Origin of the sequence: Cyclobacterium xiamenense, assembly GCF_900109255.1 — a bacterium.
Taxonomy (GTDB): Bacteria; Bacteroidota; Bacteroidia; order Cytophagales; family Cyclobacteriaceae; genus Cyclobacterium; species Cyclobacterium xiamenense.
In genome coordinates this window covers 136642-151605 of sequence record NZ_FNZH01000002.1, presented here as the reverse complement: position 1 = coordinate 151605, position 14964 = coordinate 136642, and the positions used below count along the sequence as shown (strand labels likewise).

The 14964-nt window shown below is 47.1% G+C and carries 12 protein-coding genes; 4 read left to right on the top strand and 8 right to left on the bottom strand.

What is annotated here, in order from left to right; all coding sequences use genetic code 11:
* Positions 1-290 precede the first annotated feature (290 nt).
* From BMW71_RS05425 to mutY, 6 genes are all read right to left on the bottom strand, one after another.
* Entirely contained in the window at positions 291-494 is a 204-nt protein-coding gene (locus tag BMW71_RS05425) for an energy transducer TonB (protein ID WP_092170631.1), read from the bottom strand.
* A 154-nt stretch (positions 495-648) separates the two neighbouring features.
* A complete protein-coding gene (locus BMW71_RS05420; RefSeq protein WP_092170629.1) occupies positions 649-2124 on the bottom strand; it encodes a glutamate synthase subunit beta in 1476 nt (491 codons plus the stop codon).
* A 1-nt stretch (position 2125) separates the two neighbouring features.
* Positions 2126-6619, bottom strand: coding sequence for a glutamate synthase large subunit (gene gltB / locus BMW71_RS05415; protein WP_092170627.1), 4494 nt, complete (start codon positions 6617-6619; stop codon positions 2126-2128).
* Positions 6620-6986: 367 nt separating this feature from the next.
* Positions 6987-8336, bottom strand: a complete 1350-nt coding sequence (gene gldE / locus BMW71_RS05410) for a gliding motility-associated protein GldE (RefSeq protein WP_092170625.1) — start codon at positions 8334-8336, stop codon at positions 6987-6989.
* Between the two features lie 57 nt (positions 8337-8393).
* Positions 8394-8858 (bottom strand): single-stranded DNA-binding protein, encoded by a 465-nt coding sequence (ssb, locus tag BMW71_RS05405; RefSeq protein WP_092170622.1) that lies wholly within the window; start codon positions 8856-8858, stop codon positions 8394-8396.
* A gap of 55 nt (positions 8859-8913) precedes the next feature.
* Complete coding sequence (gene mutY, locus BMW71_RS05400; RefSeq protein ID WP_092170619.1) at positions 8914-9996, bottom strand: A/G-specific adenine glycosylase; 1083 nt, start codon at positions 9994-9996, stop codon at positions 8914-8916.
* Positions 9997-10134: 138 nt separating this feature from the next.
* On the opposite strand from mutY, the gene BMW71_RS05395 reads away from it, so the two are divergent.
* The 3 genes from BMW71_RS05395 to BMW71_RS05385 all read left to right on the top strand — a co-directional run bounded on the left by BMW71_RS05395 (position 10135) and on the right by BMW71_RS05385 (position 13061).
* On the top strand, positions 10135-10467 hold the full coding sequence (locus tag BMW71_RS05395; RefSeq protein ID WP_262485666.1) for an HU family DNA-binding protein: 333 nt from the start codon (positions 10135-10137) through the stop codon (positions 10465-10467).
* A 19-nt stretch (positions 10468-10486) separates the two neighbouring features.
* Positions 10487-11311, top strand: coding sequence for a tetratricopeptide repeat protein (locus BMW71_RS05390; RefSeq protein ID WP_092170614.1), 825 nt, complete (start codon positions 10487-10489; stop codon positions 11309-11311).
* 178 nt (positions 11312-11489) lie between these two features.
* The gene (locus BMW71_RS05385) at positions 11490-13061 is read left to right on the top strand and encodes an Rne/Rng family ribonuclease (protein WP_092170612.1); all 1572 of its coding nucleotides are present in this window, start codon (positions 11490-11492) and stop codon (positions 13059-13061) included.
* 18 nt (positions 13062-13079) lie between these two features.
* Here BMW71_RS05385 and BMW71_RS05380 read toward each other — a convergent pair whose 3' ends face one another.
* Both BMW71_RS05380 and BMW71_RS05375 read right to left on the bottom strand, forming a co-directional pair.
* On the bottom strand, positions 13080-13448 hold the full coding sequence (locus BMW71_RS05380) for a DUF805 domain-containing protein (protein ID WP_092170609.1): 369 nt from the start codon (positions 13446-13448) through the stop codon (positions 13080-13082).
* A 94-nt stretch (positions 13449-13542) separates the two neighbouring features.
* Entirely contained in the window at positions 13543-14325 is a 783-nt protein-coding gene (locus BMW71_RS05375) for a type III pantothenate kinase (protein ID WP_244891091.1), read from the bottom strand.
* A 115-nt stretch (positions 14326-14440) separates the two neighbouring features.
* Between BMW71_RS05375 and BMW71_RS05370 the strand changes: the two genes are divergently transcribed.
* A complete protein-coding gene (locus tag BMW71_RS05370) occupies positions 14441-14923 on the top strand; it encodes a GNAT family N-acetyltransferase (RefSeq protein WP_092170603.1) in 483 nt (160 codons plus the stop codon).
* Positions 14924-14964: the final 41 nt, after the last annotated feature.

Genomic DNA, 14964 nt, shown 5'->3' with positions numbered 1-14964 from the left:
CGGATCAAATGGGTATTTATTCTCACTGCCTTCGTTTGGGGTAATGCTACTAGCGGAGCATCCCGCAGCAGTGTCTGTCAGCCAAGCAACAAACCAGCCCTGCGAAAGCGCAGTGCAAACCTCCGACAAAGGACGGCGCCTTTCCGACCAAATATATACAATTATTATTTAGATTTAATCTAATAAAGCCTGAAATTTTTTATCTCCGGGTAGCACTGCTTTTTTCGGGTAGTGGAGGGCGCTTTAGCCCCGTCGAAAATTGAGGAATAGAAGGACCAAACTATCCATGGCTACGCGATTAGTTCTAGTGGAACCCATTCGTCTGGGTGTAAGCGAGTCACTCCTAGTGCCTCCTCATCCAGGTCTTTGTCCCCTTCGTTTGGGATAAAGGGATGTATGATTCTTCCATCTTTGGTACTGGTCACCACCACGCCAAGCGTCCCCGATACTCCCTTAGCGAATGCGGTCGAGGGGTACGTGCGATTAGTGGCCAAAAAAATGGTAGAATTGTGCGTCGCCTCCCAACAAAACAAGCCTGGCTCCGGTGTTCACCTGGACCAAATTCTTCCATTTTTGGGTGTTTTTAAAAAAAAAGGCAGTTTCAAAAAACTGCCTTTTATTGTATTTTATTCAATCAACTCCTCAAGTTTAGGCCTCCGCCTCGCTTTGCTCGTAGGAGTAGAAGGACTGATCCCTTCGGGCCAGGGAAGATTTTCCACCGCTTAGGAATTTATCCACCTCTACGGCACATTCCCTACCCTCGGCAATGGCCCATACCACCAGGGATTGACCCCGACGCATGTCCCCGGCAAGAAAAACCTTAGGGACAGAACTTTGGTAATTTTGGGATTTGGGCAGCCCGTTTTCCATCAATTCCACGTCAAAAGCTTCCAGAAGCCCAGATTTGGGCCCTAGGTAGCCGATCGCTAGCAATGCCAGGTCGCAAGGAAGCGTCTTTTCAGTACCTTCGATTTCGTAAAACTGCATTCTTCCGTTTTCTTCCTTCCACTCGATTTCCACTACTGTAAGACCTGTAACATTTCCATCGGCATCTTTGGTAAACTCTTTGGTAAGTACCGACCATACGCGTTCCGCTCCTTCTTCGTGGGAACTGGAGGTTCTCAGCGTCATGGGCCATTCTGGCCATGGATTGAGGGTGGTCCTGCCCTGTGGAGGCTTGGGAAGCAGTTCCAGTTGCGTTACGGAAGCTGCTCCGTGGCGGTTAGACGTACCGATGCAGTCACTCCCCGTATCGCCGCCACCAATTACAATCACGTGCTTGCCTTTTGCATGGATCGGATTTTCATCCAACTCTCCGGCGATTACCTGATTTTGCCGTCCCAGAAAATCCATCGCGAAGTGTACGCCCTGGGCATCCCGGTTGTTGATTTTCAAATCCCGGGGGTGCTGTGCTCCAGTGGACAAAACAACGGCATCGTAATTTTGAAGTATGTTTTCGGCTTTGATATTGAACCCAACCTCGGTGTCCTTGCTGAATATGACACCCTCTTCGTTCATCACATTTACCCTGCGCTCAATCACCCATTTCTCCAATTTGAAGTCAGGGATGCCATACCGAAGCAGGCCACCTACTTCCTTGTCTTTTTCAAATACGGTGACTTCATGCCCCGCCTGATTTAACTGGTCTGCCGCGGCAAGACCCGCAGGCCCGGAACCAATGACTGCTACCTTTTTACCAGTCCGATGGGCTGGGATTTTTGGCTTGACCAAATCAAGTTCGTAAGCTTTTTCTGCAATGCTCTTTTCTATCAACTCGATCGCCACCGGGTCTTTGTTGATGCCCAGTACACAACTGGCCTCACAGGGCGCAGGGCATATCCTACCGGTAAACTCCGGGAAGTTGTTGGTGCCGCGAAGGATGTTGTAGGCCAATTCCCATTCCTTGTGGTAAACCGCATCGTTAAAATCCGGAATGACATTGCCCAGGGGGCAGCCGTTGTGGCAAAAGGGGATGCCGCAATCCATGCATCGGGCTGCCTGCTGATTCAATACCTTGGGGTCCAAGGGTTTGTATATTTCTTTGTAATCGTTTTTCCTATTTTCAGGCGACCGTGAGCTTTGTAGCTGTCGTTTGTATTTTAAGAAACCTTCCTTATCCGCCATATTACACTAATGTTTTTGAATTTTCCAACGCTCTTTTTCTCAGTACTTCTTTGTAGTCTCTTGGGATAACTTTGATGAAGCGCGCTTTGTTTGCTTCCCAATCTTCCAGAATTGCGTTGCCGATATTGCTGGACGTGTATTCCAAATGTTCTTGCAGTGAAGCTTTGATGGTAGCGTAATCGTCTTCGTTCAGTGGGTCGATGTCTACCATTTCTTTGTTGATATTGCCTATATTTTCTTTGAAAATGTACGCAATACCCCCACTCATACCGGCAGCGAAGTTACGGCCGATTTCGCCAAGAATCACTGCCAGGCCACCGGTCATGTATTCGCAGCCATGATCCCCGATTCCTTCAACGACTGCTTCGACTCCCGAGTTCCGCACGCAAAACCGCTCTCCGGCTTTTCCTTTGATAAAAGCCTTGCCCGAAGTGGCACCGTAGAAAGCCACGTTGCCGATAATGATGTTATCTTCGGCTACGAAATTGGCATTTCGGCTTGGGAAAACAACCAGCTTTCCACCAGAGAGCCCTTTTCCGAAATAGTCATTGGCCTCTCCTTCCAATTCAAAGGTGATGCCTTTGGCCAGGAAACCACCGAAGGTCTGTCCGGCCGATCCCTTGAATTTAAAGTGGATGGTATTGTCCGGTAATCCGGGGCTGCCAAAAAACTTGGAAACCTCGTTGGATAGCATGGCACCCACCGTTCTGTCTACGTTTTTAATCTCAAAACTTCCCCGCACCGGATTTGCTTGTTCGAGCGCCGGGGTGGCCGCCTGGATTAGCTTTCTGTCGAGTACTTTTTTCAGTCGGAAATCCTGATCGATTTGCTTGTAAATACCCACGTGGTCCGGAACTTCCACTTTGTGGAAAATCGGGCTCAAGTCCAATTTATCCCATTTCCAATGGTTCATCTGCCCATTGGCTGCCTTAAGCACATCGCTTTGACCGATCATTTCGTTCACCGTACGGAATCCCAAAGAGGCCATGATTTCCCGAAGGTCTTCGGCCAGGAAACGGAAGTAGTTTACCACGTGATCCGGATCGCCTGTAAAGAGCTTTCGGAGTTCGGGGTTTTGGGTAGCGATGCCTACGGGACAGGTATTGAGGTGGCATTTTCGCATCATGATGCAGCCTTCCACCACAAGGGCTCCGGTAGAGATACCCCATTCCTCGGCACCAAGCAGCGCGGCGATGGCGAGGTCCCGGCCCGTGCGCAATTGCCCGTCGGTTTGCAGGGTTACCCGGCTTCGCAGGTTGTTTTTCACCAGGGTTTGGTGGGCTTCAGAAAGACCTAGTTCCCAGGGTAATCCGGCATGCCGGATGGAGCTCAAGGGAGAGGCTCCCGTACCACCATCCGCTCCGGAAATCAAGATTACATCCGATTGGGCCTTGGCTACCCCTGCTGCCACGGTACCAACACCGGCCTGAGAGACCAGTTTTACGTTGATCCGGGCTTTCCGGTTTGCATTCTTGAGGTCGTAAATAAGCTGCGCCAAATCCTCAATCGAATAGATGTCGTGGTGTGGCGGAGGTGAAATCAATCCCACGCCCGGCGTTGAGTGCCGTACCCGACCGATCCAGTCGTCCACCTTATGCCCGGGTAGCTGTCCACCCTCTCCAGGCTTGGCTCCCTGGGCCATTTTGATTTGCAACTCGTCGGCATTGGCCAGGTAATTACTTGTAACGCCAAACCTTCCCGAGGCCACCTGCTTGATCGCAGAGCGTTCCCAGTCTCCATTGGGCTTTTTCTCAAAGCGGATTTCGTCTTCTCCACCTTCCCCGCTATTGCTTTTCGCACCGATTCGGTTCATGGCAATGGCCAAGGTACTGTGGGCCTCGTGGGAAATGGACCCAAACGACATAGCACCGGTGGCGAAGCGTTTCATAATCTTTTCTACCGGTTCCACTTCCTCTACAGGAATGGAAATACGTTTTTTAAACTCCAGTAGTCCCCGCAAGGTCAATGCATCCTTGGTTTGGTCGTTTATCTTTTTCGCAAATTTTTTGTACAATCCGTAATCCCCCAGCCGGGTCGATTTTTGCAATAAATGGATGGTTTCGGGGTTAAACAAATGCTTTTCTCCCCGCCGCTTCCATTGGTAAATTCCACCTGCTTCCAACAAGGGACTTTCGGTCTCGTAGGCGGCATGGTGGCGGACCAATACTTCGTCTGCCAATTCATCGAAGGACACTCCGCTGATTCTACTTACAGTGCCTTTAAAGCACCTTTCGATGACTTCCGGACCCAAACCGATCGCTTCAAAAATCTGTGCACTTTGGTAGGATTGCAGTGTACTGATTCCCATTTTGGAGAGTACTTTAAGTAAGCCTTTTCCAATCGCTTCTTTGTAGTTTTCAAACAGCTTTTTCTGCGGTATCTTTTTGGAAAGCATCTCGTTCTCGTTGAGGTAGAGAAGCGTTTCCAAGGCCAGGTAGGGATTTATGGCACTGGCACCGTACCCGATTACCGTGGCAAAATGGTGGGTTTCACGGATATCTCCGGCTTCCACCACGATTCCCGCTTTGGTTCGGATTTTCTGATTCACCAGGTGGTGATGCACGGCCCCAACGGCCAGGAGTGACGGAATGGGGGCCGTTTCCTGTTTGCAGTCTCTATCCGAAATGATCAGTATATTTTTACCTGCCTTGATCGCGTCCTCTGCGTCCTGGCAGAGGCGGTTCAGTGCCTCCAGGAGGCGACCGGGTTGGTGGTCGGCTGTAAAGTGTGCATGCAAGGTGGCAGACCGATACCCTCTGTCTTCCAGGTTTCTCAATTTTTCCAGATCCTCGTTCAGCAACACGGGCTGAGATATGTGGATTTGCCGGGTATGTTGCGGACTTTCTTCCAGGATGTTGTGGCTTTCACCGATTCGGGTGAAAAGTGACATCACCAATCGCTCCCGGATGGGGTCGATGGGTGGATTACTTACCTGGGCAAAAAGCTGCTTGAAGTAATTGGAGATATGCTGGCTTTGTTTGGACAGTACGGCAAGTGGCGTGTCGGCACCCATGGATCCAATCGGCTCATAGGCGGTATCACCCATGGGAGCGAGCAGGACTTTCAGGTCTTCCTGACTGTAGCCAAAAATGGTCTGCCGCTTGCGAATGTTTTCGGTGCTGTAGGGTAGGGAAAGCTCCTTCGGTGAAGGAATCAATCGCAACTTCAGCCGTTCTTTTCGAATCCAGGCGTCATACGGTTTTCGATTACACACCTCAGCTTTGACTTCCTCATCGAAGGCTACCTTTCCTTTTGCCAGATCGGCTAGCAGCATTCGGCCGGGGCTAATTCGGCCTTTTTCCAAAATGGTGGCATCCCGAATAGGCAAGGCTCCTGCTTCCGAGGAAAGGATAAGCCGATCGTCAGAGGTAACGAAATAGCGGAGTGGACGAAGCCCGTTACGGTCTAGTGTCGCACCCAGGGATTTTCCATCCGTAAACAATAAGGCCGCAGGGCCGTCCCAGGGTTCGACCAGGGACGCATGGAATTTATAGAAGGCTTTCTTCTTCTTGTCCATGGTTTTATTGTCTTGCCAGGCTTCCGGCACCAGCATCATCATGACGTGAGGGAGGCTTCTTCCGCTAAGGGTCAATAGCTCCACCATGGCGTCCAGATTGGCAGAATCCGAATGCTTGGCATTGGTGATCGGCATGAGCATCTGAAGTTCCTCGTCCGTGAAAAGCGCCGTTTTCATCAGCGTTTCTTTGGAGCGCATTTTATTTAGATTGCCCCGGATGGTGTTTATTTCCCCATTATGCGATAGGAAACGGAAGGGTTGCGCCAATCGCCAATTTGGGAAGGTGTTCGTCGAAAAACGAGAATGCACGAGTGCGATTGCGGAGGTAAGCTTGTTGTTTTGCAGGTCTTTGTAGAAGGTTAGCACCTGATCCGTTCGCAGCTGTCCTTTGTAGATGACGGTTTGGCTGCTGAAACTTGCAAAGTAAAACGCATCGTTGACACCGGGGATGGTTGCATTGATGACGCGGGTGGCATAGTTTCTCAGCACGTACAACTTACGCTCCAGGTCGATGCCCGAAAGCCCGTCCTGATGCCGCACAAATACTTGCTCAATAATGGGCATTACTTCCAATGCACCGGATCCGGGTACTGTTTCATCGGTAGGTACGGACCTGTAGCCGAGCAAATCGAATCCAAGCTCCTGAATTAGTGTGTTTAAATGTGTTTTGCTTTTTCTGTATAGTTGCTTGTTTCTGGGGAAAAAGACCATGCCAACGCCATAGCTTCCTTCTTCCGGTAACCCAAAACCAAGCCTTAGCGTCACCTCTTTCAAGAACGTATGGGGAAGTTGGATGAGGATACCGGCACCGTCCCCGGTTTTGGGATCACTTCCTCTTCCACCTCTATGCTCCATATTGCTAAGCATTAGCAAAGCATCACTTATCGTTTCGTGGCTTTTTTGGCCTTTCACATTCACAACAGCCCCAATTCCGCAGGCATCATGCTCAAACTGTGAACGATATAATCCTTGATTCATTCTGGTATATTTATTTGTAATAGGTATTCCAATCGGTTTGAAAAATTCACAATAAATTTTTCAAATTTTAAATTCTAGACAATAAAGGTAAAACAAAAATGAAAGAAATGTTCAGAACCAAATAAAAAATTATCATTAACAGAATAAGAGATTACCCTTAAATCCGAACCTATTTGAGCTTATTTTACGTTTGTTTTGAATTTTCTGGTTCGATTTTTAACCACTTTTTAGAAAGTCTTCGGGTTGAAGTGCTCATTCAAGCTCGCTTTTCGTAATTTTAAAACTACAAAAAAAAATCAGAAAAATAAACCGGTCCCTACAAAAATTAAACTGAATCTTTTAATAGTCCGGTAGATCGGTAATGGGCTCAGTCGGAATGGTCCGGAATGTTTTTGTCTATCGGGGCATCCAATACCACTTTTACTTTTTTTATTTTCCGGGTGTCTACGGCAATGATGGTAAACTCAAAGTTTTCAAACCTGATTTTAGTCCCGTTTTTTGGTAAATTGGAATTTAGTTCCAGTAATAACCCCCCCAAGGATTCGCTTTCCCCCTTCACCTCGTCGAATAGTTGAATGTCCAAATCCAGCTTTTTGCAAAAATCGTTCAACGATATCTTTCCTTCAAAGATATACGTTCGCTCGTCGATTTTTCGAAACAGGTGTTCTTCCACATCATCGAATTCGTCGTTGATGTCTCCGATGATCTCTTCGATCAGGTCTTCCAAGGTCACCAGACCCGAGGTTCCGCCGTATTCGTCCACGACGATCGCCATATGTACCCGTCTGTTTTTAAAATTCTTTAACAGGTCTGCCAGTTTTTTATTTTCAGGAATAAAATAGCCTTTTCGAATCAGATCCTGCCAACGAAAATGTTCATCTTTATCAATGTGGTCGAGCAGGTCTTTGATGTAAAGGATACCTTTGATTTGATCGATGGTGTCTTCGTAAACGGGTATTCGCGAATAGCCGCTTTTATTGATCTTATCCATCAACTCATGAAAGTCCATATCCACATCTACTGCTGTAAGGTCCATGCGCGAACGCATCACTTGTTTGACAGACAAGGTGCCGAAATTTACAATCCCCTTTAAAATATCCCGTTCGTTATTGCTGGTATCCACCGAGGTGATTTCCAGCGCCTGGTGCAATTCATCCACGGATAGGGAATAGCCTTTTCGCTCGATGCGTTTTTCAATGACGTTACTCATGGCCATCAGCGCATAAGACAGGGGGCTGAGCAGCAGGGAAAAAAAATACAGAAAAGTGGACGTCAGCCGCGAAAAGGCCACCCTGGCGGCATTGGCATAGACCTTGGGAACGATCTCTCCAATAAATACAATGGCGAAGGTCACGCCTACCGTTTGAAAAAGGATGATGACAATGCCAGTGGTATCCGTTCCGAATACCGTCCAGGTAAAAAAAGTAGTCAGCGTGACGATGCTGATATTGATCAGGTTGTTAAGGATTAAAATGGTGCTCAACAATTTCTGGGGATTTTCTATGAGCGCAATCACTTTTTCCGATCGGGAATCCGGAGTTTCCCGGATAGACGCAATATCCTCGTGGTTCAACGAAAAAAAAGCTACCTCTGAGCCAGAGACCAATGCGGATATAACCAACAAGACGATGAATAGAATCGCATTGGATACCACGTAAACCGGTGAAACAGCCAGAACATCTGCCAGCAGCAGCAAACTCGGGTAGGGGTCGTCCATTAATGTATGAAAATTAATTTTTGCAAAACTACAGAATTTTAACGGAACCCGGTTGGCTTAGAACGGTAAATCGTCAGAACCATCTTCCTCATTTTCAAAGGATGGCTGCTGGGCCATTTGGTTACCCCGTACACTTTCCGGATTGGCGGCAGTTTGGCCCGATCCCGAGGAGGGATTATCCGGTCCCATATTTTTGGAGCCCAACATGGTAAAACTCAGTACCCGGATTCGGACTTTTTTGCGATTGTTTCCTTGATCGTCTTGCCAGGTATCGGATTTGATTTTGCCTTCTACGTAGATTTGGCTTCCTTTTCGTAGGTATTGCTCGGCTACTTTGGCCTGTCCGTCCCATAGCTCCAGGTCATGCCACTCGGTATTTTCTACGCGATTTCCGGTCCGGTCCTTGTAAGCCTCCGTAGTGGCCAGCCGCAAATTCGCCACGACTTTGTCGCCTTCCAGGTGTTTGACTTCCGGGTCGGCACCCAGATTGCCTACTAAAATTACTTTATTTACTCCTGCCATGGTTTGTCGTTTTTAGTCAGATTGGATGTAAAAATTATAAATGAAATATATTGAATTATTTTTTTTGATTCAAGTACCGAACAATCAATTTGGGCTTTCCCAATTCCTCCAGTCTTTGGCGGTCTACCAGTTGGTACCCGTTTTTCTGCGCCCATTTTTCAAGCTTGACTTGTTGGTCCTCCGGGATGGTAATATTCACAAAGGACGCATATATTTTCTGGTGACTTAGCAAGTGTTTCCAGGGCTGTTGTGTTCCTTGTTCAAAAACCGGTCCAAGGGACGCTAATTCCCGTAGGACTGACAGGTTTTCAGGTCTTGGAGAAAGAATCTGCTCCAAAGAAGTAAATTCTTCCAGGGGGAAGTCGACCAAACCTTGCCAGATATCGCTTTCGGTCCGTTTGTGAATGACAACATGGCCTTCCACCTGTATGTGGTGGTAGGTAAAAAACCGGGAGCGGACTTTGGTCTTTTTTTCTTTCAGGGGCAGGCTGGATACCAGGTTGCGGTTCCAGGCCAGACATCCGGATGAAAGCGGACAATTTGGGCAATCCGGGTTCGAGGGGGTGCATTGCAGGGCGCCAAACTCCATGATCGCCTGGTTGTATTGATCCGGATGCTCGCCTGGAATGAGCTGATTGGCAAGGACCTGAAATTCTTTCTTACCTGCATGGGAGGCAATATCGGTGGAAATGCCAAAAAACCGCGCCAATACCCGGTACACGTTTCCGTCTACCACTGCCACCGGCTCCTGGTAGGCAAAGGAGGCAATGGCTGCTGCAGTGTAGGGGCCTACGCCCTTTAGCTGCAGCAAGGACTCGTAGTTTTCTGGAAACTTACCCCCTCGTTCCTGGACGATTTGCCGGGCACAGGCATGGAGATTTCGGGCGCGGCTGTAATAACCCAGCCCCTGCCAGGTGCGGAGAATGTCTTCCTCCGGTGCTGCTGCCAGATCTTGTACGCGGGGAAATCGGCTAACAAACGCATGAAAATACGGCAGGCCCTGAGCTACCCGTGTCTGCTGGAGAATGATTTCGGACAACCAAATGATATATGGATCCCGGGTGGCTCTCCATGGCAAATCGCGACGGTGAAGGGGATACCAACCGAGAAGTTTTTCAGTAAAATAGGTACTAGTCAAAATATTTAGAGTTTGTTTATTCACCACTTATCTAACAAAACAAGGTAATTTTATTCATTTTATTTTTTAATTGGAATGGTTATTGTAAATTTGCACTCCCAAAATTACTTGGTTAATAGGAGGTTAAGCCTCTATTAAATTACACAACAAAATTTTAAGACAGTGACTAAAGCAGAGGTAATCACAAAGATTTCGGAGAAGACAGGAATTCAGAAGGACGATGTTACACAAACCGTGGAAGCGTTCTTCAGGGTCGTTAAGGATTCAATGGCAGAAGGAGAAAATATCTATGTCAGAGGTTTTGGCAGCTTTATTAACAAAAAGAGAGCTAAAAAAATTGCGAGAAACATCTCTAAAAACACGGCAATCGTGATCGACGAACATTACGTTCCGGCATTCAAGCCATCAAAAACTTTTATCGAAAAAATCAAAAATAGCCAAAGCGTGAAAGAATTGGCTCCGCAGGATTAATTTCTGGTAAAAAGAAAAGATGAAGAGATCCCAAATTATTTTCGTTGTTGCAGGGTTGTTGCTGATTTATTTTCTCTATTCCCTACCCCTGGTAGTGGTGGATAATGATCAGGAACAAGGAATGGCAGGTACCGAAAGTAGTTTGGGATCTGACGTTAATCCGGACGCTACTTCCCACGGAGGTTCGCTGAATGCAGCCGATCAGGAAATGATCGAAAAACTGATGGCAGAAATGGAAGGGGAACCGGATGACGAAAATTTTGTTATATTTGCTGATTCCATAGGTAGGGTCTATGAGAAGAGTGGAAAGCTCGACAGCGCTGCCTACTATTTTGGGCTGATCGCAGAGAAAGTGCCTGGCCCTGAAAACTGGGAAAAAGCCGGAAATCAATACTACGAAGCATTTGGCTTTGCCATGGAAGAGGAAAAGACCAGAAGGCTCGCAGAAAGAGCGCGGTTTTACCTGGGTAAAGTCTTGGAGGCTTCTCCCGAGCGGTTGGACCTGAAGACGAAAGTGGCGATGACGTACGTGTCTTCCTCCAATCCCATGCAGGGTATCACCATGTTACGGGATATTCTCGAACAGGATCCCGACAACGAGGAGGCATTATTCAATATGGGCATATTGTCCATGCAGAGCGGTCAGTACAAACGCGCCGTTGAGCGGTTTGAACGGCTGGTAGCCAATCACCCTGACAACATTCAGGGTCAGTTTTATTTGGGCGTGAGCCTGTTTGAATCCGACCAACGAAGTCGGGCGAAGACACAATTGGAATCCCTTAGGGAACTAACAGATGATCCACAGATTTTATCCGGGATCGAAAATTATTTGGATAGACTATAATTTAAATGAGTGTTAAACTTTAAACCATAAAATTATGCCTTGCGGTAAAAAAAGAAAGCGACACAAGATCGCTACGCACAAGCGAAAAAAACGATTGCGAAAAAACCGACACAAGAAGAAGTAATTTTTACCCTTCTTTCATTTTAAACGTTCTTTTATTTCATAACAGAGACACAATTTGAGTTCAGAATTATTAATTGATTCATCTCAAAACGGTAGTCGCATTGCTTTGTTGAAAAACAAAAGCTTGATTGAGCTTCACGTTGAAGAAGAAGACAACAAGTTTAAAGTCGGAGATATCTATCTTGGTTCTGTAAAGAAAATCGTCAATGGTCTAAACGCCGCGTTTATTGACGTAGGTTTTGAAAAAGACGCATTTCTACATTACCAGGATCTTGGACCCCGGGTGAACAGCCTTAACAAGCTGGTGAAACTTATCCGGAACAAAAGCCATCAGGGAATCAGCCTGAAGGGCTTTGAAAGCGAGCCTGAAATTGACAAGCTGGGAAAGATTTCCCAGGTATTGTCAAAAAACAATCAGGTTTTGGTTCAGGTAGTGAAAGAACCGATTTCAACCAAAGGACCGCGACTGTCCTGTGAGCTCTCCCTTGCTGGTCGATACCTGGTTTTAGTGCCTTTTTCTGACACGGTAAATGTATCCAAAAAGATACGCAGCGCCGAAGAACGACGAAGACTTGCCCGGCTTATCACATCCATCAAACCTGCAAATTTTGGGGTAATCATCCGTACCGTGGCAGACGGACAATCTGTCACCGAACTGGATAAAGATCTCAGAAATCTCCTCGAAACGTGGGAAGATGGCATGCGGAAGCTGCAAAAAGCCAAGGTGAAAGACAAAATCATCGGAGAAATGAGTTTGGCCTCCTCTATTATTAGGGACCTGCTCAACGAATCGTTCGACGCAATCACGGTAGAGGATGAAGTAATTTACGATCAGATGCGATCTTACATACGATCGATCGCTCCAGAAAAGGAAAAAATTGTTAAGCTTTTCAACGGAAAAGCAAAGCTCTTTGAAAGTTTTGGTATAGAAAAGCAGATCAAAAGCCTGTTTGGAACCACCGTCAGTCTGCCTCAGGGCGGGTACCTCATTATTGAGCATACAGAAGCCCTTCATGTGGTGGATGTCAATAGCGGAAATAAATCCAATCAGGAAAATGATCAGGAAAATACCGGCCTCAAAACCAATTTGGTGGCGGTAAAGGAAATTGCAAGACAATTAAGGCTACGCGACATGGGTGGTATCATCGTGATTGATTTCATTGACATGAAAAAGGCCGATAACAAGCGGGCCATTTTCGAAGCAATGAAGGAAGCGATGCGGGATGACCGATCCAAAAACACGGTTCTCCCGCTTACGAAATTCGGACTGATGCAAATCACCCGTCAACGCGTCCGACCCGAAATGAACATTGTCACCAAAGAAACCTGCCCTTCCTGTAATGGAACCGGAAAAATCCAGGCATCGATCCTGGTAGCAGATAAATTGGAAAAAGATTTAAACCATCTTGCAACACACCAAAACGAATCGAAGATTAAAATAGCCTTGCATCCTTATCTGTATGCCTATTTTACACACGGCATCTTTTCCAAAAGGATACGATGGTTTTTTAACTACTACAAATGGATAAGTCTGATCAAAGATTCTTCACTACCGGTGACGGAGTACAAATTCCTGGATAGTTCAGGAGAACCTATAGAAGTTATTGTAAAAAGCGAGTCTGAGTAAGACTCGCTTTTTTTCTTTTTACAGCAGGGTTTTTGGGTTTGGACCGTATTGATTGTCAGGCTTGCTGTCTTCAACGAAAAATACGAGCAACACAATCAGCCCCACGATCGGAATCAGCCCGATGGCGATCCAAAATCCCGACCTGCCCGTATCGTGTAGGCGGCGGACGGCAACGGCTATTCCGGGTATCAATACGGCCAGGCTGTAAAGCCCACTTAAAAACGTGGAATCCAGAATGGCGCCGACGATACCGATACCGATACTCACCAAAACGTTGAACAAGACAAAATACCAGTATTCACTTCGTCTTGCCCTGCCGTCAAACTTGGCATACTTGTATTTCAGCGCATTCAGATAGTAATCGAAGGGTTGTGGTTGGGGGTTCATACGTGTGCGGTTTTATGGATGGATGGTTACGAGAAATAAACTACTGATTTTTGTGTAAACTTCCAAATGATCCGGCCTTACCTCGGGCCAATGCTCAGCTGTTCAAGCTGGTGATTTGGTGAATTCCTTTCAGCGTGAGGTGTATGTCCACCAAGTCAAACTGATCGTTTAAATGGTCCATGACGGCCGACAAGCCCCCGGTGGCGGCGATCTTGTAGCTGCAGTTGGTCTCCGCGGAGATGGATGCCAGCATGCCTTTGACCAGGGCAGTATATCCGTAAAAAATTCCCGCCTGAATGGAATGAACCGTGGTTTTTCCCAGAATGGAAGCCGGCATTTCGAATTGCACTTTTGGCAATTTGGCCGTTCGGCTGAACAAGGAATTGATGGCTGTTTTGATACCCGGAACGATGTTAATTCCGATCACTTTTCCCGCATCGTCCACGGTGCTGAAAGTAAGCGCCGTCCCAAAATCCACCACAATACAGGCCTCTCGGAATACGCTGTATGCAGCGGTGATATTGGCCATCAAATCGCTGCCAATTTCGTGGGGATTCCCTGTATGCACCGGGAGTTTGTCGTAGCTGTAGCCATTGATAAGGTAGGGTTTTCTTCCAAAAAAGTTTTTGCAGCACTGCATCAAAACGGGTTCCAGGTCCGGTACCACGGTACTCAGTCCGATCGCGTCTACCGATTCCAGCTTCCAATCATTTTCCAAAAAGTAGTGACCAAGCAACTTTTCCAGCTGCAAAACACTCAGCTTTTTGCGCGTATCTACCCGCAATGTGGGATGCCAGGTAGCGGTTTCTTCGCTATACAAGCCAAAAACGACCGTTGAATTCCCTGCGTCGATGGATAAAAACATGGGTTGAGGCATTGGTTTCTCAAAGATAAACAGGCAAGCGAGTCCCGTTGGTATGGATCCCGGTTTATTTCGCAAGAAACCGGGATGTTTTTGGGACAAATAAGCTCCTTTTTACTAATTTCAACCTATGTTTCAAGTGAGAAAAGGAAAAAAAGCGGACCTGCCGGCAGTATTCCGCCTCATTCAGGAGTTGGCCCTGTATGAAAAAGCCCCCCACGAAGTGACGAATTCCGTAGAACGGATGGAAAAGGACGGTTTCGGCCCCAATCCCGTTTACGGATTTTTTGTCGTAGAAAGAAAAGAAGATGCTTCCATCATTGGGACGGCGATTTATTATTACCGATACAGTACCTGGAAAGGCAAAAGACTGTACCTGGAAGATTACATCATTACGGCCGAAGAACGAGGCAAAGGCGCGGGAAAACTTCTTTTTGAAGCCGTTTTGGCGAAAACATTGGAGGACGGCTGCACGGGCATGATGTGGCAGGTGCTGGATTGGAACGAACCCGCCATTGGTTTTTATAAAAAATACGGAGCCAGTTTTGAGGGGGAATGGCTCAATTGCCACCTTCAGGCAGAGGAGATCGCCGCACTTATCGAAAATGACTAAGGTATTTCCAAAAGTGAAAACCTCTGGCAGTTAAATTTTGT

What these genes read in the sequence shown, in the direction of transcription:
- BMW71_RS05420 (WP_092170629.1), bottom strand. Translation starts at nt 2,124, where the DNA reads ATGGCGGATAAGGAAGGTTTCTTAAAATACAAACGACAGCTACAAAGC.
- gltB (WP_092170627.1), bottom strand. Translation starts at nt 6,619, where the DNA reads ATGAATCAAGGATTATATCGTTCACAGTTTGAGCATGATGCCTGCGGA.
- gldE (WP_092170625.1), bottom strand. Translation starts at nt 8,336, where the DNA reads ATGGACGACCCCTACCCGAGTTTGCTGCTGCTGGCAGATGTTCTGGCT.
- ssb (WP_092170622.1), bottom strand. Translation starts at nt 8,858, where the DNA reads ATGGCAGGAGTAAATAAAGTAATTTTAGTAGGCAATCTGGGTGCCGAC.
- BMW71_RS05390 (WP_092170614.1), top strand. Translation starts at nt 10,487, where the DNA reads ATGAAGAGATCCCAAATTATTTTCGTTGTTGCAGGGTTGTTGCTGATT.
- BMW71_RS05380 (WP_092170609.1), bottom strand. Translation starts at nt 13,448, where the DNA reads ATGAACCCCCAACCACAACCCTTCGATTACTATCTGAATGCGCTGAAA.
- BMW71_RS05375 (WP_244891091.1), bottom strand. Translation starts at nt 14,325, where the DNA reads ATGCCTCAACCCATGTTTTTATCCATCGACGCAGGGAATTCAACGGTC.
- BMW71_RS05370 (WP_092170603.1), top strand. Translation starts at nt 14,441, where the DNA reads ATGTTTCAAGTGAGAAAAGGAAAAAAAGCGGACCTGCCGGCAGTATTC.